Source organism: Bradyrhizobium centrosematis (assembly GCF_045571495.1).
GTDB classification, from domain to species: domain Bacteria; phylum Pseudomonadota; class Alphaproteobacteria; order Rhizobiales; family Xanthobacteraceae; genus Bradyrhizobium; species Bradyrhizobium centrosematis.
The window spans coordinates 450,171-469,595 of sequence record NZ_CP120703.1; the positions used below are offsets into that span (position 1 = coordinate 450,171).

At 64.9% G+C, this 19,425-nt stretch carries 16 protein-coding genes; 7 read left to right on the forward strand and 9 right to left on the reverse strand.

All coding sequences use genetic code 11. The features are described from left to right. Positions 1-89 precede the first annotated feature (89 nt). Positions 90-2,189: a S9 family peptidase gene (locus P6U31_RS02140; protein ID WP_407186635.1), complete on the reverse strand. Its 2,100-nt coding sequence runs from the start codon at positions 2,187-2,189 to the stop codon at positions 90-92. A gap of 252 nt (positions 2,190-2,441) precedes the next feature. Here P6U31_RS02140 and P6U31_RS02145 point away from each other — a divergent pair, with 252 nt between their 5' ends. Then, positions 2,442-3,878: an MBOAT family O-acyltransferase gene (locus tag P6U31_RS02145; protein ID WP_407186636.1), complete on the forward strand. Its 1,437-nt coding sequence runs from the start codon at positions 2,442-2,444 to the stop codon at positions 3,876-3,878. Next, positions 3,878-4,978, forward strand: coding sequence for a hypothetical protein (locus P6U31_RS02150; RefSeq protein WP_407186637.1), 1,101 nt, complete (start codon positions 3,878-3,880; stop codon positions 4,976-4,978). Before P6U31_RS02145 ends, P6U31_RS02150 begins: the two co-directional genes overlap by 1 nt. Positions 4,979-5,168: 190 nt before the next feature. Here the strand turns inward: P6U31_RS02150 and P6U31_RS02155 are convergent, their stop codons facing one another. The 3 genes from P6U31_RS02155 to P6U31_RS02165 all read right to left on the reverse strand — a co-directional run bounded on the left by P6U31_RS02155 (position 5,169) and on the right by P6U31_RS02165 (position 9,292). Continuing rightward, positions 5,169-6,356: a pyridoxal-phosphate-dependent aminotransferase family protein gene (locus P6U31_RS02155; protein WP_407186638.1), complete on the reverse strand. Its 1,188-nt coding sequence runs from the start codon at positions 6,354-6,356 to the stop codon at positions 5,169-5,171. Positions 6,357-6,458: 102 nt separating this feature from the next. Further along, entirely contained in the window at positions 6,459-7,184 is a 726-nt protein-coding gene (locus P6U31_RS02160; RefSeq protein WP_407186639.1) for a thermonuclease family protein, read from the reverse strand. 380 nt (positions 7,185-7,564) lie between these two features. Continuing rightward, entirely contained in the window at positions 7,565-9,292 is a 1,728-nt protein-coding gene (locus tag P6U31_RS02165; protein WP_407186640.1) for a hypothetical protein, read from the reverse strand. A 433-nt stretch (positions 9,293-9,725) separates the two neighbouring features. Here P6U31_RS02165 and P6U31_RS02170 point away from each other — a divergent pair, with 433 nt between their 5' ends. Then, entirely contained in the window at positions 9,726-10,574 is an 849-nt protein-coding gene (locus P6U31_RS02170; protein ID WP_407186641.1) for a caspase domain-containing protein, read from the forward strand. Between the two features lie 190 nt (positions 10,575-10,764). Here the strand turns inward: P6U31_RS02170 and P6U31_RS02175 are convergent, their stop codons facing one another. Continuing rightward, positions 10,765-11,655, reverse strand: coding sequence for an efflux RND transporter periplasmic adaptor subunit (locus tag P6U31_RS02175; protein ID WP_407186642.1), 891 nt, complete (start codon positions 11,653-11,655; stop codon positions 10,765-10,767). 290 nt (positions 11,656-11,945) lie between these two features. Here P6U31_RS02175 and P6U31_RS02180 point away from each other — a divergent pair, with 290 nt between their 5' ends. Then, a complete protein-coding gene (locus P6U31_RS02180) occupies positions 11,946-12,557 on the forward strand; it encodes a PAS domain-containing protein (RefSeq protein ID WP_407186643.1) in 612 nt (203 codons plus the stop codon). 351 nt (positions 12,558-12,908) lie between these two features. Here the strand turns inward: P6U31_RS02180 and P6U31_RS02185 are convergent, their stop codons facing one another. Beyond that, positions 12,909-14,066, reverse strand: coding sequence for a lactonase family protein (locus tag P6U31_RS02185; RefSeq protein ID WP_407186644.1), 1,158 nt, complete (start codon positions 14,064-14,066; stop codon positions 12,909-12,911). A 126-nt stretch (positions 14,067-14,192) separates the two neighbouring features. After that, the gene (locus P6U31_RS02190; RefSeq protein WP_407186645.1) at positions 14,193-14,324 is read right to left on the reverse strand and encodes a hypothetical protein; all 132 of its coding nucleotides are present in this window, start codon (positions 14,322-14,324) and stop codon (positions 14,193-14,195) included. 141 nt (positions 14,325-14,465) lie between these two features. Here P6U31_RS02190 and P6U31_RS02195 point away from each other — a divergent pair, with 141 nt between their 5' ends. Beyond that, positions 14,466-14,642: a hypothetical protein gene (locus P6U31_RS02195; protein WP_407186646.1), complete on the forward strand. Its 177-nt coding sequence runs from the start codon at positions 14,466-14,468 to the stop codon at positions 14,640-14,642. A gap of 35 nt (positions 14,643-14,677) precedes the next feature. Beyond that, positions 14,678-14,800, forward strand: coding sequence for a hypothetical protein (locus P6U31_RS02200; protein ID WP_271501787.1), 123 nt, complete (start codon positions 14,678-14,680; stop codon positions 14,798-14,800). A 52-nt stretch (positions 14,801-14,852) separates the two neighbouring features. Here P6U31_RS02200 and P6U31_RS02205 read toward each other — a convergent pair whose 3' ends face one another. Next, positions 14,853-15,212 carry a hypothetical protein gene (locus P6U31_RS02205; protein ID WP_407186647.1) on the reverse strand — a complete coding sequence of 120 codons (360 nt, stop codon included), beginning with the start codon at positions 15,210-15,212 and terminating at the stop codon, positions 14,853-14,855. A gap of 408 nt (positions 15,213-15,620) precedes the next feature. On the opposite strand from P6U31_RS02205, the gene P6U31_RS02210 reads away from it, so the two are divergent. After that, the gene (locus tag P6U31_RS02210; protein WP_407186648.1) at positions 15,621-16,598 is read left to right on the forward strand and encodes a phosphatase PAP2 family protein; all 978 of its coding nucleotides are present in this window, start codon (positions 15,621-15,623) and stop codon (positions 16,596-16,598) included. 15 nt (positions 16,599-16,613) lie between these two features. Here the strand turns inward: P6U31_RS02210 and P6U31_RS02215 are convergent, their stop codons facing one another. Continuing rightward, positions 16,614-19,274: an EAL domain-containing protein gene (locus P6U31_RS02215; RefSeq protein WP_407186649.1), complete on the reverse strand. Its 2,661-nt coding sequence runs from the start codon at positions 19,272-19,274 to the stop codon at positions 16,614-16,616. Positions 19,275-19,425: the final 151 nt, after the last annotated feature.

Sequence of the window (19,425 nt, forward strand, 5' to 3'; positions counted from 1 at the left end):
CGCAGCGGTCGTCTCGAAGGACGAGGCGTGTGCACTGGCCGATGCTCCAAGCCATATACCATCCTCCTGCTCGCGAGGGGCGAGAAGAGTCACGCCTCCGCCATCCCCGCCGCCCACAGCGCAAACGCATAGACGATCGCGACCTCGTCGAGCCGGTCGAAGCGCCCCGAGGCACCGCCGTGGCCAGCGCCCATGTTGGTGCGGAGCAAGACCGGGCCGCCGCCGGTCATGGTGGCGCGCAGGCGCGCGATCCATTTGGCAGGCTCCCAATAGGTGACGCGTGGATCGGTGAGCCCGCCCATCGCCAGGATCGCCGGATAATCCTTCGTCGCGACATTGTCGTAGGGCGAGTAGGACAGGATGGTGCGGAAATCCTTCTCGCTCTCGATCGGGTTGCCCCATTCCGGCCACTCCGGCGGCGTCAGCGGCAGCGTGTCGTCGAGCATGGTGTTGAGCACGTCGACGAACGGCACCTCGGCGACGATGCCGGCGAACAGCTCGCCGGCGCGGTTGGCGACCGCGCCCATCAGCATGCCGCCGGCCGAGCCGCCATGGCCGACGATCCGCTTGGCGCTGGTGTATTTCGCATCGATCAGCGCGCTGGCGCTGGCGGCAAAATCGTCGAAGCTGTTCGTCTTCTTCTCGCGCTTGCCGTCGAGATACCAGCCCCAGCCCTTGTCGGCGCCACCGCGAATATGTGCGATGGCGTAGACGAAGCCGCGATCGACCAGCGACAGGCGGTTGGCGCTGAACGAGGCCGGCATCGCCATGCCATAGGAGCCGTAGCCGTAGAGCAGGAGCGGCGCGGAACCGTCGAGCTTCAGCCCGCGGCGATAGAGGATCGAGACCGGCACCTCGGCGCCGTCATGCGCCTTCGCCATGATGCGGGTGGTGACGTAGTCGGCAGCATTGTGGCCCGACGGAATCTCCTGGCGCTTGCGCAAGATGCGCGTGCGCTTGACCATGTCGTAATCATAGACCTCCGACGGCGTCGTCATCGACGAATAGGAAAAGCGCAGATTCGTGGTCTCGAATTCGTAGGAGCCCATCGTGTCCAGCGAATAGGCGGCCTCGTCGAAAGCGATGGCATGCTCTTCTCCGCCAGCGAGATCGCGGATCACGATCGACGGCAGCGCATTGGCGCGCTCCAGCCGCACCAGATGGCCGGCATAGAGGTCGAGATCGATGATGTAGATGCCGGGACGATACGGGATCAGATCGCGCCAGTTCTTGCGCTCGGGCGAAGCAAGCGGCGCGGTGACGATCTTGAAGTCGATGGCGTCATCGGCATTGGTGAGGATGAACAGCTCGTCGCCGCGGTCGGCGAGCGAATATTGCACACCCTCCTCGCGGGCCGCGACCAGGCGCGGCGGCGCCTCGGGGTTAGCGAGGTCGATCAGCCGCTGTTCGCTTGTCTCGTGGTCGCCGCCCGCGATGACGCAGAAGCGGCCGCTGGTGCTCTCGTGCAAATGGGTGAACCAGCCGGCATCCTGCTCTTCGTAGACCAGCGTGTCGTCGGCCTGCCTGGTGCCGAGCTTGTGCCGCCACACCTGCATCGGGCGGTGATTGTCGTCGAGCTTCACGTAGAAGAAGCTCTTGCAATCCGCGGCCCAGACCACGCCGCCGTCGGTCTCCTCGACGAGGTCGTCGAGATCCTTCCCGGTGGCCCAGTCGCGGATGCGGATGGAAAAATATTCCGAGCCCTTGGTGTCGGCGCTCCAGGCCTGCAGCTTGTGATCGTAGGAGTGCCGGCTGCCGCCGAACTTGAAATATTTGTGGTCCTTGGCAAGCGCGTCGCCGTCGAGCACGATCTCGCCTTCGCCGCCATGGCGCGGCATGCGGCCGAACAGCTCGTGCTGCCCGCCTTCACGAAACCTGCGGAAATAGGCGAACGGACCGTCGGGCGACGGCACGCTGGAATCGTCCTCCTTGATCCGCCCGCGCATCTCGCGCACCAGCGTCTTCTGCAACGGCGCGGTGTGGCCGAGCAGGCTCTCGGTGTAGACGTTCTCCTCGTCCAGATATTTGCGGATGTCGGGGTCGAGGACCTTGGGATCGCGCAGCACCTCCTGCCACTTCTCGTCCTTCAGCCAGGCATAGTCATCGGTCACGGTGATGCCGTGCCGGGTGAAGGAATGCGGCCGCCGCGGGGCGACGGGGGGCTTCGAAGGCGTCTTGGCTTGTGTCACTCGGTCCTCGTTCGTGTCTCTTCGGAACCCGGCTCGTCATGCGCGGGCTTGACCCGCGCATCCATCAAGGGCGAATTCCTTGTCGATGGATTGCCGGGTCACGCCCGGCAATGACGAGATCGGAAGGCGGCAGGTCGCGCATCATATGGCGAGGCGCCTGCGGATTGCCAGCGCCCGCGCGCCAAGTCGCCGGGTTGTTGATCCGTCCCTTGTATGCTTTAGGCTCCATGTCTCCGCCGCCGGTCCAGCCTGATGCTGTTCAATTCCTATCCGTTCATCCTGTTGTTTCTGCCGATCGTGCTGGCCGGCTATTTTTGGCTGGGTCGGCGCAGCAATCTGGCCCCGGTGATCTGGCTGGCACTGGCCTCGATCGCCTTCTACGCCATCGGCAGCTGGCAGTTCGTGGCCCTGCTGCTGCTCTCGATCGCGTTCAATTACGGCATCGGCCATCTCCTGATCGTGGCGAAGCTCGGGCCGTCACGACGAAAGGCCGCGCTCGCGCTCGGCGTCGCCGGCGACCTGCTCTTGCTCGGCATCTTCAAATATGCCGGCTTTGCCGCCGAGAACATCAACGCGCTGCTTGGCACGGACGTCGCGCTGCACATCCTGCTACCGGTCGGCATCTCCTTCTACACGTTCACCCAGATCGCGTTCCTGGTTGACGCCTATCGCGGCCATGTCGCGGCCTATGCGCTGCCGCATTACGCGCTGTTCGTGACCTACTTTCCGCACCTGATCGCGGGCCCGATCCTCCACCACAAGGACATGATTCCGCAATTCCAGCGGGAGCAATCGAAGCATCCGGACCCGCATCTCATTCTGTGCGGCGTCATCATCTTCGCCATCGGCCTGTTCAAGAAGACCTGCCTTGCCGACGGCATCCAGCCGCTGGTCGCGCTCGCCTTCGAGGTGCGCGCGCCGAGCTTCGACCAGGCCTGGCTGGGTGCGCTCGCCTACACGTTCCAGCTCTATTTCGACTTCTCCGGCTATTCCGACATGGCGATCGGGATCTCGCTGATGTTCGGCATCTTCTTACCCGTGAACTTCAATTCGCCTTACAAGGCGACGAGCATCGTCGCGTTCTGGCGCCGCTGGCACATGACGCTGTCGCAATTCCTGCGCGACTATCTCTACATCCCGCTCGGCGGCAATCGTCGCGGCCGCGTGCTGCGCTACGTCAATCTGCTGATCACGATGCTGCTCGGCGGGCTCTGGCATGGGGCGGCCTGGACGTTCGTGGTGTGGGGCGCGCTGCACGGCGCCTATCTCTGCGTCAACCACGCCTTCAACGCGCTGGTGCCTGACGTTCCGGCGATCCTTGCACGCCCGGTCCGCATTGCCGGCGCCGTGCTGACATTTCTCGCCGTCGTCGTCGCCTGGGTGTTCTTCCGCGCCGAGAGCGTCGCCTGGGCACTGCGCGTGCTCCACGCCATGGCCGACCCCTCGAACATCGTGTTCGGCCGCGAGGAGATCGCCGCATTGGTGATGGTCGCCGTCTACGCTGCGCTGGTGTGGCTGGCGCCGAACACGCAAGGCCTGATGGGCTACGACCACGCCAGCCGCAGGGTCGGCGCAGCTTTGCGGGAAGGGCGGATGCGGCCGCTGTTTCTCTATGCGGCCTCGCTGGTGCTCGCGTTCGGCATCCTGGGCATCCAGAGCCACAGCGAATTCATCTATTTCCGGTTCTGATGCGCGCCACGTACACACATCTGAAGCGTCTTCTGCTCGCGAGCATCGTGTGGATGCTGGGTGCGGCACTGCTCACTTACGCCGTCGATCCCCTGCAATTGTTCCGTCCTTCGCGATCCGCGTTCCATTCCGATGACACGCGCATGCAGAATGCCGGGCTGATCCGCAGCCAATCGTTCGACACCGCCTTCATGGGCACCTCGCTTGCGATCCATTTCCGCCAGAGCGACATCGACCGCGCACTCGCCGTCCATTCGCTCAAGCTGGCGATGACCGGCTCCAACTCGCGCCAGCAGGCCTTCGTGCTGGAGCAGGCGATCGATCGCGGCGCAAGGCGGGTGATCTGGGAGATGGACGATTTCATCTTCGTCGACGCCGCCGACATCGAATCCGATCCCTATCTTCCGGTCGATCTCTATCGCGGAACGGCGAAGGGCATCGCGTCCTATCTGTTCAGCGCGGCGATGGCGAAGGAATCCCTGTTCGCCTTGCTGCGCTCCATCCCGCCGCTGCGGGAGCCGCTGACCCGCGCGACGCCTTATCTGCCTGTCAAGTTCGCCCTTGCCGACGTCGACGATATCTACGCGCTGCCGCGCGATTTCGATGTTGCGCGGGAGTACAACGCGACGAAGGCGCTGGCGTCGTTCTCCTACATCACCGCTCCCTCGCGCCGCCGCTTCCTCGGCGAAGGCTACGGCTTTGAGGCCATGGTCCGGCATTTCGAGCACGACGCCGTCGGCCTGATCACCCGGCATCCGGACGTGACCTTCGACATCTACTTCCCGCCCTATTCGATCCTGCAATTCGTCGCGATGCGCGATGCCTCGCCCGAGACGCTGACGATCGTCACCGATCTCACGGCGGTTATTGCGCGACGGCTGACGCAGCTACCGAACGTGCGCGTGCACGATTTTCGCGCGACCAAGGCGGTGACGCACGATCTCGACAATTACAGCGACGTCATCCACCATTCGCCGGTGGTGGATGCGATGGTGCTGAAGTGGCTGGCAAGCGGGGAGTATCGCGTCGATCCGAAGGCGCCGCTCAGCTCACTGAATGAGCTGAGAGCGCAGGTCGAAGTATATCGCCTCGATCACTGATCTTCCCTCTCCCCTTGTGGGAGAGGGTGGCTCGCCGCGTAGCGACGAGACGGGTGAGGAGTTCTCTCCGCGAGTCCATCTCGCAGTATGGATCGCGGAGAGAACCCCTCATCCGGCGCTTCGTGCCACCTTCTCCCACAAGGGGAGAAGCAAGAAATCGGCGCGGCGTCGGCCGGGAGAGCGTTCCGCCCTACGCCGCCACCTCCTCGCCGAGATACGACACCGCCGCTTCCAGCCCGCCCTTGCCGTGCGGGATCTTCAGCGCGTTGAGGCCGACCTCGATCACCCCTAGCGTGCCGAGCAGCATCGGTGCGTTGACATGGCCCATATGGGCGATGCGGAAGGCCTGTCCGGAGAGGTCGCCGATGCCGGTGCCGAGCACGACGCCGCATTTGTCCTTGCAATAGCGTTGCAGCACGGCGGGGTCGTGGCCGTTGCTCATGGTCACCGTGGTCACGGTGTTGGAGCGCTCGTTGGCCTCCGCGACGTTGAAGCCGAGCACCTGGCCTTCCGCCCAGACCGAGACGGCGCGCCGCGCGGCTTCGCCGAGCAGGCTGTGGCGGCGGAAGGCGTTTTCCAGCCCTTCCTCGTGCAAGAGGTCGATCGCCTGGCGCAGCGCGAACAACAGATGCACCGGCGCGGTGCCGGCATATTTGCGATAATTCTCGGTGCCCTCGCGCTCACTCCAGCTCCAATAGGGCGTCGACATGTTGGCCTTCTTGTGCACCTCGAGCGCGCGCGCATTGGCGGCGACGAAGCCGAGGCCGGGCGGCGTCATCAGGCCCTTCTGCGAGCCGGACATCGCGACGTCCACGCCCCATTTGTCCATCTCGAACGGCATGCAGCCGAGCGAGGCCACGGTGTCGACCATGTACAGCGCGGGATGGCCGCTCGCCTTGATTGCCTTGCCGATCGCCGCGATGTCGTTCTGCACGCCGCTCGCGGTGTCGACCTGGACCACGACGACGGCCTTGATGCTGTGCTCCTTGTCGCGGCGCAGGCGCTCCTCGACCTCGTGCGGCCGCACCGCGCGGCGCCAGTCGCCCTTGAGCACCTCGACCTCGGCGCCCATCAGCGCCGCCGCATTGCCCCAGCCGATCGCAAACCGGCCGCTCTCCAGCACCAACACCTTGTCGCCGCGCGACAAGACGTTGCTCAGCGCCGCTTCCCAGGCGCCGTGACCGTTGGCGATGTAGATGTAGGACTTGCCCTTGGTCGCGAACAGTTTCGAGATATCGCTGAGCAGGCTCTCGGTCAGATCGAGCATCTGCTTGGAATAGATGTCGATCGCCGGACGATGCATCGCCCGCAGCACCTCGTCGGGCATCGTGGTGGGCCCGGGGATGGCCAGAAATTCCCGGCCCGCGCGAACGGTCATTGCTCTTGGTCCTTGTTGCTGGAGGACAGGTTGATGGGTCGCTAAATCACACTCTTACGCGCTGCAGGAAACCAAGAAAAGCACGTAAAATGCAGGGCTGGGTCATCGTTTGGTCTCGCGGCAGCCGGCGGCTTCGGCTTCCTCGACCGAGCAGAACCAGCGGGTGCCCTTGCTGATCTTCATCTTGATCTGGGTGTACCAGCGGCTGGTCGGCTGATGATAGATGCACTCGCCGGCGCTGTTGACGTTGCCCTTGATGGTGCAATCCGGCGACGGCGCGGTCGGCCCCGAGGCCGAGGCGAGCAGCACCGCATGCGCCCCGTCTGGCGGCTTGGTCGCGCCGAGGATGGTGGTCTTCTTGTTGCGGACGCGCCAGTCCCAGGGCGCGATGAAGGCGCCCTGCCACATCCCGGCCTTGGCCTCACGCGCGGCGGCCTCGTCGGACTCGTAGTCCTTGGAGATGCGGGTGTATGCCAGCGCCCAGCCGCTGCGCACCAGCCATTTCTGGATGTCCTCGCCGCCGACCTCGCAGCGCGCCACGGTGCGGCCGCGCCGGTCGATCGACCTCGTGTGGCAAACCCAATTCTTGCCGTCGGCATATTTGGCGAGCTCGTCGCGCGCCGCGACGCCGCAGGTCCAGCGCTCGGCCTTGGTGTTGAGGCAGAGCTGGTCGACCGCGGGCGCGTCGATGCCGCCGAGCCGGATCCGCGTGTTGCCGATCACGACGGCATCGCCGGCGCGCACCTTTGCGGTGCCGGTGATGTCGGCGGCGTGCGCGAGCGAGGGAAGAGCGAGCAAAGCCAGCGCAGTCAGAAATTTTCGCAACATGCCGGTCCGCGTGTTCAGGACGATCTCGATAAGCCGCGCAATTGTGGTCGGCTTTTGGCCGCCGGGCCAGCTTATGCCGAACCATTGAGCTTTCAACTTCCCGTCATTGTGGTGGCTTTCGCTTTACCCTCCCCCTCCGGGGCAGGGCTATGCATATGGCTTTGTGGCGGGGCCCGAGCAAGCGCCTCTCCTTCGAGACGCCCGCTTCGCGGTCTCCTCAGGATGAGGCTGAACTGTATCGATGTCCGTTGAAAGCGCTGCCGCGCACTCCGTCCTCATCCTGAGGGCCCGCCAACGGCGGGCGTCTCGAAGGATGCGCCACAGGCAACCCGACTCATACGCGTTAGCCCTGCCCTCCAGGGGAAGGTAAGAGAGAAGCCTCACCCCCGCGCCATCGCCCGCCTCGCTACGGAAAGGCCCATCAGCACGAAGGCCGACGTCACCTCTGGCCCGCCCACCAGGATCCGCGTCGGCGTCTTCATCTTGTTCCATTCATAGGCGCGGAACGGGCCGCGGCGGCCGCCTTCGCCGACGGCACCGACGATCACGTTCAGCGCCGGTGCGAAGGCGCGCGGATCGGCGCCGAGATGGCCGAGCGCGATCAGCGCCAGCGCCGCGTCGAACGCGTTCATCTCCGCGGCCATCAGCTCGCCCTTGACGTAGGAGAGCACGCGATGACGGATGAAGTCGAAATCGCCCGCAGGATCGATCGCCGCCTGCGCCGCCAGCGGCAGCGCCAGGAAGGCGGCATAGCAGCGGCCGAAATAGGCGCTGTAGAGCTCCGGCAGGTAATAGATGTGCGAGCGCGGATTGGCGAAGGCGCCGCTCGCCGCGAGCCGCTTCTGGAAGCCGATGATGCGATGCACCGTGGCGAGCCGCGACGGCGTCTCCAGAATCTTCCAGCGCGCAAGGTTGCGAAAGCTGACCTCGAGAATGTCGAGATTGAGTGTCGGATCGAGGTCGTTGCCGTAGGGCCGCTCGCCCTTGAGGTTGTCGATCCAGGTCGCGACCCCGCCCTCATAGTCGATATTGTCGTTGAGCGGCACCGTCACGCGGGGTTCGTTGACGCCGGCGCGGACCTGATAAGCCGAGTAGAAGTCCAGCAGCGGCTGGTCGATGATGGGATCGGTGCAGCCGGCCTGCGTCGCGGCGGAGATCGAGCACGCCGTGGTGTCGCAGTCGGGCACGTAAATGCCGAAGCCGAGGTCTTGCTTGATCTGCGCGAAATAGCGGGAGAAGCGCGGATGCGGCGCGGGGGCCAGCGCAGTGACGACGTTGAAGCGCGCGCCGTCGATGCCCTCGACCTCTTCGCGACTGATATTGACGCAGAAATTCACCATGTCGGCGATGGCGCGCTCTGCCGCGATCTTGTCGGCCTGTGAGGCGAGCCCGGTCTCGCCATAGCTCAGCAGCGCTTCGATGAAGAACGCGTCGTAATAGGCTGAACGGTGGCGGATCTGCACCGGCTCCCACATCGGTTCGGCGATCCCCCGCCAGGGCGGATTGACGACGGCGGCGGCCTTCGAGCGCGCGATGAAGACGCGCGCGAGGTTGAACAGCAGCGAGGAATTCTTGTAGCCGCGCGCGTTGAGGCCGGTGAGCGCCATGATCAGCTCGCGGCCGCGAAAATCAGGGTCGCCGATCAGGTTGAAGGCTGCGTAGGTCGGCAGAAAGCCGTTCTTGCGGTACGAGCCGAGCAGATGCTGCGCGCAGTCGCGGATCACGCCGTCGATCTGCGCTGCTGACGGCGCGGAGCCCGTGAACATCGCCGGCGGAGGCTTGGGATGACCGAGCGCAATGCTGTCGACGAGATCGGCGACCGGCTGGCCGATCGCCGCCCAGTCGGGCTCGGCTTCGTCGCGGGCGCGAGCCAACGCCTGTCGCAGCGCCGTCAGCCGGGCCTCGTCGCGCAGCTCGGGCAGCCCGGCCCGCCGCAGCAGCACCCGCAGCGCGGGATTGCCGAGTGCGGTCTTGTAGAATTTGGCCAGATGCGGATCGCCGCCGGCCGGCCCCGCCAAGACGGGATCGCACACATCGTAAAGCGAAGGGCCGTCCTTGGGCGCCAGCAGCACCCGGCAGGCGGCGCCGGCGAAATAATGAAAGCTCATGAAGTACCTGGTCGCGGGGACTTTGGCGGGGTCTTAGCCGGGGGCCGGCCGGCGCGTTCCCAGCCACGCGCCACCCCCTGCAAGTCGTTGAAAAGGCTACCCGGATTCGCAGGAAATACAAATGTGACGGAAGTCACGGAAGAGACCGGCATGAGGGCTGCAGGATCCGGCGCAGGAAGGCGCCGGGGGAGCAAAAAATGCGGACATCTTCCGGGGAAAATTAACTAGCATTTGCAGTGACTTAGCTCAAATTTCGGGCAATCTATTGCCGGGCGCACTATATCCGGTTAAGAGTTTGTTTGGTGCGGCGCCGCAAATTGCGCGCAATTCGGGGGCACATCCCCGGCCAATCCCTCAAACCTAAAGACGCTATCGCGCTACTCAAGCAGTGTGCGCGCGCTTGGCCGGTCTTTGGCACAGGAAACGAACCGAGATGAATCTAAAGCAGCTCGACCTTTCCCGACGCACCATCGCGCTGGCCGCGGCCCTGATCGGCACGGTCTCGCTGGTGATCGGCGCCCATGCTGCTCTCAACATGCGTGCGATCGATGCCGCCAAGGCGGTGTCGACCGACCAGATCACTGGTTCGATCGGCCAGACCTCGCGTCTCGCCCTCGTCATCGGCAACGGACATTATCCCGACGCCAGCGCGCCGCTGACGCAGTCGATCAACGACGCCCGCGCGCTGTCCTCGTCCCTGCGCAAGAACGGCTTTGACGTCGACATGGTGGAAGACGCGACTCGCGACGACATGGTCCGCGCCGTGGGCCGCCTGAAGTCGCGGATCAAGCACGACACCGTCGTCATGCTGTTCTTCGGCGGCTACGGCGTGCAGGCCGGCCGCGAGAGCTACATGCTGCCGGTCGATGCCGTGATCTGGAAGGAAAAGGACGTCCGCCGCCAGGGCGTGTCGATCGAGGGCGTGCTCGACATGATGAAAGAGCAGGGCGCCAAGGCCAAGCTCGTCGTCATCGACGCCTCCCGTCGCAATCCCTATGAGCGCCGCTTCCGCTCCTACAGCCACGGCCTCGCGCCGATCAGCGCGTCCGACAATGCGCTGGTGCTCACCTCGGCCTCGCCCGGCAAGGTCGTCGACGACGACAAGGGCGAGCACAGCGTGCTGGTCGGCGAGTTGCTCAACAATCTCAATGCGCAGGGCAGCGTAGAAAGCATCTTCAACAAGACCCGCCTCGCCATCTCCCGCGCCAGCGAAGGCGACCAGGTCCCGACGGTCTCCTCCTCGCTGCTCGAAGACGTCCGTTTCGGCGAAGCCGGCGGTTAGTCTTTGTCTTACCCTCCCCTGGAGGGGGAGGGTCGATCGCGCGTAAGCGCGAGCGGGTGGGGTGATCTCTCCCCACGAACAGTGCCCGTGTCGAGAGATCACCCCACCCCGCTTCGCATTTCGCTACGCTGCATGCGAAGCGACCGTCCCCCTCCAGGGTAGGGTAAGAGCCAGTCGCGATCGGAATTGCCTACTTCGCCGCTTCCGCGGCCATCACCGGGCGAACCGGATCGCCTTCACGCAAGAGCGCGCCGGCGCGGGCGACGACGACGTCGCCTTCGTTGAGGCCCTCGCGGACCTCGATATTGCCGCCCGACATCAGGCCGATCTCGACACGCTTGGTCTCGACGCGGTTGCGGCGGATCACCTGCACCACGGTGCCGGCGGAGGAATATTGCACGGCCGTCAGGGGCACTGCGACGTTGCAGCTCTGTCCGGTCTTGATCAGCGCGCGCCCGCTCGCCTTCAGCAGCAGCCGCTTCTGCGAGGAGATGCCGATATAGACCATGCCCTGCTGGATGTTGGGCTCGACGGTCGGGCCGATGCGGCGCACCTTGCCGTCGATGTCGCCGGCGCCGGCGATCCGCACGGTCGCTGGCTGGTTGACGGCGAGCTTGCGCACGTCGGTGGTCGCCACGAGGCCGACGAGGTCGTATTCGCTGCGCGCCACGATCGTGAACAGCGCCTCGCCCTTGGCCGATGCGAAATTGCCGATCTGGGCGGTCGACGTCGCGATCACGCCGGCCACGGGCGCGGTGACCTGCAGCGTGCCGCCCTCGGGGAGCGCCAGCCGCGCCAGCACCTGGCCGGCGGTGGTGGTGTCCCCGGCTTCCGCCAATACGTCCGTGACCTTCAAGCCCGGACGCTCGGGCCGCACCGACGTCTCCTCGCGCGCGACGATCGTGCCGGTGGCTTCGACGATATCGGAGAAGCAGGATTTTGCGACCTTCAGCACCGTGACCGCCGGCCCCTTGGGCGCGTCGTCCTCGGCGGCTTTGGCGGGAGATTGACCGAGGACCAGCAGGCTGGCGACGGCCGCGGCACGCAGGCGACGAACGACGGCACGGGGCAAATGACGCATCGGAAATTCCACGGGGCTATGCCTCCAATCGATAGCAGATGGCCGTCTTGCGGACTACGGCAGTGTTGTCCCCAGCAAGGATGTCGCGCCGTCGCGGCCAGTCGTTGATGACAAGTCTTTGATTAGTCGCGGAATTAGAGAACAGGTTCGCCCTTGCCTGGGCCGCCACCCGCGGTCCGTACGCATCCGGTGCGGCCGATCACGGTCTTCTCATCTGCCAGGGGCGCCTGTATGGAACTAAGATCAGGAGGACGCGGCGTTGCGGCCGCTCAACTCACGGTCGAGATGGAATGCAACGGTTCGTTTGCGAGCAGAATATCGTTCATTTCGAGCGGCTGCTCAACGAGACGGCCGATCCGACGGTCCAGACCACCGTGCGTGCGCTGCTGGCCTCGGCGAAGCGGCAGCTGGCATTATTGAGCTCGGCGGAGTCCGGCGCCGATACGACGCCGCTCGAACAGCGCCGGCGGCAGCACGGCGATGCCGAGGCGATCCGGCGGCAATTCCAGCCCGAATTCGATGCTTCACCGCATCCTTACATGTTGCTGGACCCGGGGCCGGGCCTGTCGATCGTCGACATCAACGATGCCTATGCGGCGGCGACCTTCATCAGCCGGGCCGACGTCGTCGGCCGCTCGTTGTTCGAGATATTTCCTGACAATCCCGACGATCCGCTGGCCGATGGCGTCAGCAACCTCTACAGCAGCTTGAGGATCGTTGGCGAAACGGGGCGGGCGCATGCTATGGCGATCCAGCGCTACGACATCCGGGATCCCGGCGGGACCTTCATCGAGCGCCATTGGCAGCCGATCAACTCGCCGATCCACGACACGACCGGGCATGTGGTTTACCTGCTGCACCACGTCGAGGACGTCACGGCACAGGTCGCGGCGCGGTCCTAAAGCATGAGCCGGAAAAGTGCGCAGCGGTTTTCAGAAGGGATCGTGCTTCAACGACGACGCAAAGCGCGATGACGATTCATCCCACTCGCATCGCGCTTTAGGCTGCCCGTTAACCGCGAGCCTCGCCCAATAGCTTGCCGGTGGCGCGATCAATGAGATGCAGGCGGGTGCAGGCCGGACAGGATACGGAAACGTGCGTGTGCCCGGTCGGCTCCTCGCTAAGCCGATGCTGCACATTCATGCCCGTCTGGGGACACTTGAACACAATCTGCCGATCCATGGCCCAGATATGAAGCCAAGGCGCGCGATCCGAAATTACGGATGTTTACGTAGGTCGGTCGTGGCGGCTCCTCAGGGCAGGTTCAGGAATTCCACCCAGTTCGGCTTCTTGCCGGTGGGGTAGGATTTCAGCTTGGCCAGCGCGCCGCTGCTCTGGTCGATCGCATAGACCGTCATGCTGTCGGAGAGCTCGCCGACCGCGGCGAGGTAGCGGCTGGAGGGGTCGATGTGGAAGCCGCGCGGCTGCTTCTCGGTCGGCACGCTGCCGATCGTGGTCAGCATCCCGCTGGTGGCGTCGACCTTGTAGCCGGCGAGCGTGTTGGTGGTGCGCTCGGAGGCGTAGAGGAAGCGGCCGTCCGAGGTAATGTGGATGTCCGCGGCCCAAGGCTTTTTATCAGACTCCTTCTTGTCAGATTCCTTTCCGGTAAAACCTTCCGGCAGCGCGGTGGTGCGCTGGATTTCGTTCCAGGCGCCGCTCCTGGCTTCATAGGCGAATGCGGCGACGTCGCCGTTCAGCTCGTGGACGAGATAGACGAACTTGCCGCTCGGATGAAACACTAGGTGCCGCGGCCCCGATTTCTCCGGCACCTTGTGGGCCGGCGGATCGTTCGGCGTCAGAGTGCCGGTCGTGGCGTCGAATGCGAAGGCCAGCACCTGATCGGAGCCGAGATTGGTCGCGAACACGAAGCGGTTGTCGGGCGAGGGCACGATGGCGTGCGCGTTCAGCCCGGTCGGGATCACCTGCTTCGGCTCGCCGGCGACGCCGTTCGCAAGAAGCGGATTCAGCGCGACCTTGTTGCCGCCATAGGAGGCGCTGAACAGGAATTTGCCGCTGCGATCGATGGCGATACTGGCCATGCTGTCGGCGAGCGGTCCGTTGCCGATATGGCTGAGCTGGCCTGTCCCGGGGTCGATCGCAAAGCTCACCGCCTGGTACGGCTGCGAGCGGATTCCGGCAATCAGCACGCGATGGTCGGGCGTGATCGCGAGCGGCGTCGAGGAGCCGGGCTTGTCGACGCCCTTGAAGGCGGCCGTCTGCACCGGAATCATCTCGCCGCTCTCGGTCATCCTGAACACGCTGATATCGTTGCTGTCGGCGTTGCCGACATAAGCGAAGGTCTCGGCCATGCCGGAATGGACTCCAGAGATGAGAGTGAGGACAGCAAACAGGGTGGTGGTGATCGCAGCGCGTGGCGCTTTGGACGCGGTGCGTCGGGTCGGTCTCAACATGCGCTCCTCCTGAAGGCCGCATCGCGGCTTCGTCGTTTTGCCGATGAGGATAGCGGCCGGCGCACCGCCGGACCAAATTCGAATTGGGATTGATCGATGCCGAAATTGTATCGGTGGTGCAGGAGGCTACCGCACTGCGGCGGTCCGGGATGGGAGGTGCGGGCCGGACGGATGAGCGGGCGGTCCGAGCACGGTCCAGACCGCGACCGCAACCGCAGCACATGTCAGGATGGTCGAGACGATGAGGCGTTTGTGCATCTGGTGGAATCCGCTCGCGTGCCGAAGGTCCCGGGCCCCCCGATCGTGCACTGCAAACCGCGGCGATCCTATGATCTCGTTCACAGGCCGAAAACGCCCGGCACAATGCGAACCAATGCCGCGCCAGCGCATTGAACCCGCATGCCCCGCGAAAACGATCTCGAAGGTAAACCCGACATGGGCGGCAAGCATGGCGGCCAGGCCGGCTTGCCCAAGTCGCCGCCGCGTCCGCACGACGGCGAGCGCGACGAGGACGTCGTGGCAAAGCGCCACACCGGTCAAACCGATCGGGCGGCGGCGCCGACCAAATCAAAATAGCGCGCAAGGAGTCGCGCCGCAAAGGAGGCTGGTACGTGTTTTGGATCTGTTGGAACACCGCCTGGTCGCTCATCATCAGCGGCATCTGGGTCGCCACCATCGTCAGCCATCCCGATGCGGAGTTCGTCGAGGTGCAGGCTGCCAGACGATCGATGTAAGCGTCCCGACCTGGCGATGTAAGCGTCCCGACCTGGCGGAGTTCGTCGCGGCTCAGGTCATGCTGCCAGGCATGAAGCAGCGGATCAGGGGACGGCCATTGACGTAATACGGCCAGACCATGGTGCGCCCGGCGCGGTTGGGCTCGGTGATGACGGTGTCGTCCGGCACCTCGATCCAATTGCCGAGGAGCCGCACCCGGTAATGCCCGTCCCGCGTCTCCCAATCGACATCGGCCAGCGCGGTGCCGTCGGCATCGGCGCAACAAGGGCCGCCGCCCTTGCTGTGCAGGCTTTCGAACCAGCCCTTGAGGGGAGAGTTTGCATAGCGGCCGTCGTCGCGGGCCTGCGCGGTGAGGCCGATCATGGCCGCCACCGCGACGAGAGGGATCATCCTGAAAGCCACGCTCGCCATGTTGCCTCGCTCGCTCTCGCACGCGCGCGATCGCGCAGGCGAAAAGCCACTGCGATGCGCGTGATGCGATGTTGGCCAATGCCCGTCGGCCGGAGTTCCCGGCCGTCTCAGCGAGGCGATAACCGCGAGGTCGAAGGTTTGATCCTATTTTTCGGCGGCGAGAGCGTTTTCGAGCGAAGCGGGCACCGGTTCGCGTCAAGAAAACGCGTCAAAACAAGAGCCTAGAGCTCCGGTTCTGATTCAATCAGAGCCGGAAATGCTCCAGGAGGCTGCCGCCCGAAGGCAATTAAACGGTCCGGGCAACGATTCCTTCAGTCTTCCTCCGATAAGGAATCCTGCCTGAAGTCGCCGTATCATACGTCATCCCGCCGGCCGTACTTGGCCGCCGCCGTGGTCGATCGCGCCGCCATGACCCAGCCCCTCGACTCCGACCTCTCGAAGCATGCCGATCGCATTGTCTGGATTGCAGTCGGGGGTACGGCTGCCGTCGTGTTCATCGCGGCGATGCTGGGGCCTTTCCAGATCGAATGGATTTCATTCTGGAAACCCGCTCTCGTCGCCGTCTTGCTCGGGTCGATGAGCTGGTTCTACGCGACCGTCAGACAGGACGCGGCTCTCGCCAGCGCATTGACCGGGGCAGCCCAGATCATTGCATTTGCGGCGGTGGCGGCTCCTCTGTCCTATGTCGCGGCGAGCGCGGCATTCCCGCTCTGGGACGCTACGTTCGCCGCGCTGGACCGGCGTCTCGGCTTCGACTGGATGTCCTGGCTCGATGCAATGAACGCTGCGCCGCTTCTACATCGGACACTGGCGCTAGCCTATGCGAGCTTTGCCGTGCAAGCGACGGCCATCGTCCTCGTGTTGGCTGCGGCAGGGCATGCTGCGCGATTGCGCCTCTTCATGCTGAGCTTCGTGCTGACGACCCTTCTGACGATCGGCGTGTCGACCCTGATGCCGGCGCAGGGCGTCTGGGGTCATCTGAATCTGTCTTCGATCAATTCTCCGGCCATCGTACCGGTGACGCGGGATCTGCCTCTTCCGGTATTCTTTGGATTGCGCGACGGAACCGTCCGTCAGCTCGTCGCGGAGGGCGCCGACGGAATTATCAGCTTCCCGAGCCTGCATGCCGCGCTCGGATTGCTCTTCCTGTTGGCGCTGTGGCCGGTGAGATATATCGGAAGCATCGCTGCCGTGCTCAATGTTGCGATGATCGCGGCGACGCCGGTGGATGGAAGCCACTATTTTTGTGACGTCATCGCCGGCTTGGCGATCGCGCTCCTGAGCTGGCTCGCCGTGCAACGCACTCTCGCCCGCTTGACGGGGGAACGAAGGCGGCTCGCCGCGGCTGTCGAAAATGCCGCAGCATTGGTCCACGTTCCGAAATAGCCGCGTTCCGCGTTGCTAGGCCGCGGCCTGCCTCGGCAGCAACTGCTTCAACTTCGCCGCCGGCACCGCCGGGCTGAACAGCCAGCCCTGCATCTGGCTGCAGCCGAGCCGGCGCAGCACCTCGCGCTGGGCTTCGGTCTCGACGCCTTCGGCGGTGGTCGCCATGTGGCGGGCGGCGGCCATGTGCACCACGGCCTGCACGATCGGTGAGGAATCCTCCGACCGGCCGATGTCGTTGATGAAGCTGCGGTCGATCTTGATCTTGTCGAACGGGAAGCGGTGCAGATAGCTCAGCGACGAATAGCCGGTGCCGAAATCGTCGAGCGCGATGCGCACGCCAAGCTCGCGCAACTGCTGCAGGATCGTCAGCGCTTCCTCGTCGTCGCGGATCAGCACGGTCTCGGTGATCTCGAGCTCGAGCCGGCCGGGCGCCAGCCCGGATTCGGCGAGGGCCGCCGCGACCTTGAGCGCCAGCGTGCGCGAGCGGAACTGCACCGGCGAGACGTTGACCGCGATGTGGATCTGGCCGGGCCAGGAGGCGGCTTCGAGGCATGCCTGCTTCAGCACCCATTCGCCGATATCGCCGATCAGCCCGGTGTCTTCCGCCACAGGGATGAAGTCCGCCGGCGAGATCATGCCGCGCTCCGGATGGCGCCAGCGCAACAGCGCTTCGCAGCCGGTCACGACATTGGCTGCGAGATCGACCAGCGGCTGGTAATGCACCTCGAACTCGCCGCGAACGAGCGCCTGACGCAGATCGAGCTCGAGCTGGCGGCGCGCCTTTGCCTTGGCGTCGTATTCGGGCGCGAAGACGCGATAGGTGCGGCGCCCTTCTGACTTCGCGGCGTACATGGCGAGGTCAGCGCGCTTGAGCAGGTCGTCGAGATTGTCGCCATGGTCGGGCGCGATCGCGATGCCGATGCTGGCATCGGTCGGGATGTCCTGGCCCTTGCAGTCTACCGGCGCACGCAACGCCTTGAGAATGTCCTCCGCCAGCGCCGTCAGCTCGGCCCGATCGTTGGTGCCGGCCTTGATGATGGCGAATTCGTCGCCGCCCAGCCGCGCGACCATGTCGTTGCCGCTGACGCAGGCGCGCAGGCGGTTCGCGACCTGGCGAAGCAGCTCGTCGCCGACCTCGTGTCCGAGCGAATCGTTGACGCCCTTGAATTCGTCGACATCGATATAGAGGATGGCGAACGGCTTGCCCTCGCCGAGCTCGGCGACGCGCCGCTCCAGATGTCCGCGCATCAGCACGCGGTTGGGCAGGTCGGTCAGCGCGTCGTAATGCGCCATATGCGCGATGCGCTCGTCGGCGCGAATGCGGTCGGTGACGTCGTCGTGGGTCGCGAGCCAGCCGCCAGCGTCGGCAGGCTGGTTCTTGATCTCGATCAGGCGGCCGTCCGCGGTCTCGACGATGGCGCTCTGGGTGCGGTCGACACTGCGCAGGATGCCGTCGCAATAGGATTCGACGTCACCGTGGAACGAGCCGGTGTCGTGACGATGCTGGATCACGTCGCGGAAACTGGCGCCGGGTTTCACCACATCAGCGGACAGGCCGTACATCTCGATGTAGCGGCGGTTGCAGACGATCAGCCGCTCGTCCTGATCGAACATCAGGAGCCCCTGCGTCATCGTGTTCATCGCGGTGTCGAGCCGCTGCTTCTCGAGCGAGAGCCGGTGCGTCACCTGGCGGAAGATCAAGAACAGCGTGAGCACCAGAAGGCTGATCGACAGCACGGCGATGGTGACGAAGAATTTCGTCTGCGTGCGCCAGGTCGCGAGCGTCGCATCCAGCGACTTGGTTGCGATCACGACCAGCGGTTCGCCGGTGAGCAGGCGCGAGGCGACGATGCGGTCCTTGCCGTCGATCGGGCTCACGAGTCGCGTGGAGCCGGTGGTGCGTTGGAACACCTCCATCTGCTCCGGGGTGCCCTTGCGGAAATTCTGCCCGATCATCGCATCGACGCGCGGGACGCGCGCCAGCAATTGGCCGTTCTGGTGATACATCGCGACCGAGGAATCCTCGCCGAGGCCGGTCGAGGCGAAGAACGATTCGAGCTGCTCGGGCGTGATCGCGCGCGAGACCAGCCCGAGGAATTCGCCGCGCGGGCCGGAGACGCGCCGCGCGAACACGATCGCCGGTCCGTTGCCGAGCCGGCCGGGCACGACCTCCACCTCCTCCTGCGCGGTTGGATCGTCCCTGAGACGCTTGAAATAGAGGCGGTCGGCGACCGAGATGTCGGCAACCGGCCAGCGCCGCGACGAGTTGATCAGCACGCCCCGGGAATCAAACAGATTGGCGCCGGCAATGTCGGACCAGCCGCTGGCTTTCGCGCGCAGCACCTCGTGCACGGCCAGCGTGCCCATCTCGCTACGGAACACATCGGCGGATTCGGTGCCGCGGCTCTCCAGCTCGGCGATGATGCTCTTCTGCAGCACGGCGAAGTCCTCGAACTCGCGGTCGAAATGCCGGGCCAGCAGGCGCACGGAGTTTTCAAGGCTGTCGCGGCCGCTCTCGATCGCATTCTGCCGGAAGCGGTCGACGGTGAGCGCGGTGCCGACGGCCGTTGCGGCCATCAGCACGAACCCTCCGATGATCAGCCATGTCAGCGGCGCTCCCCGCCAGCGACGGAGCAGCGCGCGCATACGCGCGGTCCATCGGTTCGATGTGCCCATTGCAGCCCTCCCGTGGGATGCAAGATGCAGCAAAACCGACAAGACCCGGTTACCATTGAGGGTTAGGAAAACATGAATCGAAGCGACATCAGTGGGATGGTTTAGCGCAAGCAACCGCAGATCGAGGCTCGCACGGCGCCGCGAGGGAAGT

What these genes read in the sequence shown, in the direction of transcription:
- P6U31_RS02175 (WP_407186642.1), bottom strand. Translation starts at nt 11,655, where the DNA reads ATGCGTCATTTGCCCCGTGCCGTCGTTCGTCGCCTGCGTGCCGCGGCC.
- P6U31_RS02160 (WP_407186639.1), bottom strand. Translation starts at nt 7,184, where the DNA reads ATGTTGCGAAAATTTCTGACTGCGCTGGCTTTGCTCGCTCTTCCCTCG.
- P6U31_RS02195 (WP_407186646.1), top strand. Translation starts at nt 14,466, where the DNA reads ATGCCCCGCGAAAACGATCTCGAAGGTAAACCCGACATGGGCGGCAAG.
- P6U31_RS02165 (WP_407186640.1), bottom strand. Translation starts at nt 9,292, where the DNA reads ATGAGCTTTCATTATTTCGCCGGCGCCGCCTGCCGGGTGCTGCTGGCG.
- P6U31_RS02215 (WP_407186649.1), bottom strand. Translation starts at nt 19,274, where the DNA reads ATGGGCACATCGAACCGATGGACCGCGCGTATGCGCGCGCTGCTCCGT.
- P6U31_RS02205 (WP_407186647.1), bottom strand. Translation starts at nt 15,212, where the DNA reads ATGGCGAGCGTGGCTTTCAGGATGATCCCTCTCGTCGCGGTGGCGGCC.
- P6U31_RS02210 (WP_407186648.1), top strand. Translation starts at nt 15,621, where the DNA reads ATGACCCAGCCCCTCGACTCCGACCTCTCGAAGCATGCCGATCGCATT.
- P6U31_RS02145 (WP_407186636.1), top strand. Translation starts at nt 2,442, where the DNA reads ATGCTGTTCAATTCCTATCCGTTCATCCTGTTGTTTCTGCCGATCGTG.
- P6U31_RS02190 (WP_407186645.1), bottom strand. Translation starts at nt 14,324, where the DNA reads ATGCACAAACGCCTCATCGTCTCGACCATCCTGACATGTGCTGCGGTT.
- P6U31_RS02185 (WP_407186644.1), bottom strand. Translation starts at nt 14,066, where the DNA reads ATGTTGAGACCGACCCGACGCACCGCGTCCAAAGCGCCACGCGCTGCG.
- P6U31_RS02180 (WP_407186643.1), top strand. Translation starts at nt 11,946, where the DNA reads ATGCAACGGTTCGTTTGCGAGCAGAATATCGTTCATTTCGAGCGGCTG.
- P6U31_RS02170 (WP_407186641.1), top strand. Translation starts at nt 9,726, where the DNA reads ATGAATCTAAAGCAGCTCGACCTTTCCCGACGCACCATCGCGCTGGCC.
- P6U31_RS02155 (WP_407186638.1), bottom strand. Translation starts at nt 6,356, where the DNA reads ATGACCGTTCGCGCGGGCCGGGAATTTCTGGCCATCCCCGGGCCCACC.
- P6U31_RS02150 (WP_407186637.1), top strand. Translation starts at nt 3,878, where the DNA reads ATGCGCGCCACGTACACACATCTGAAGCGTCTTCTGCTCGCGAGCATC.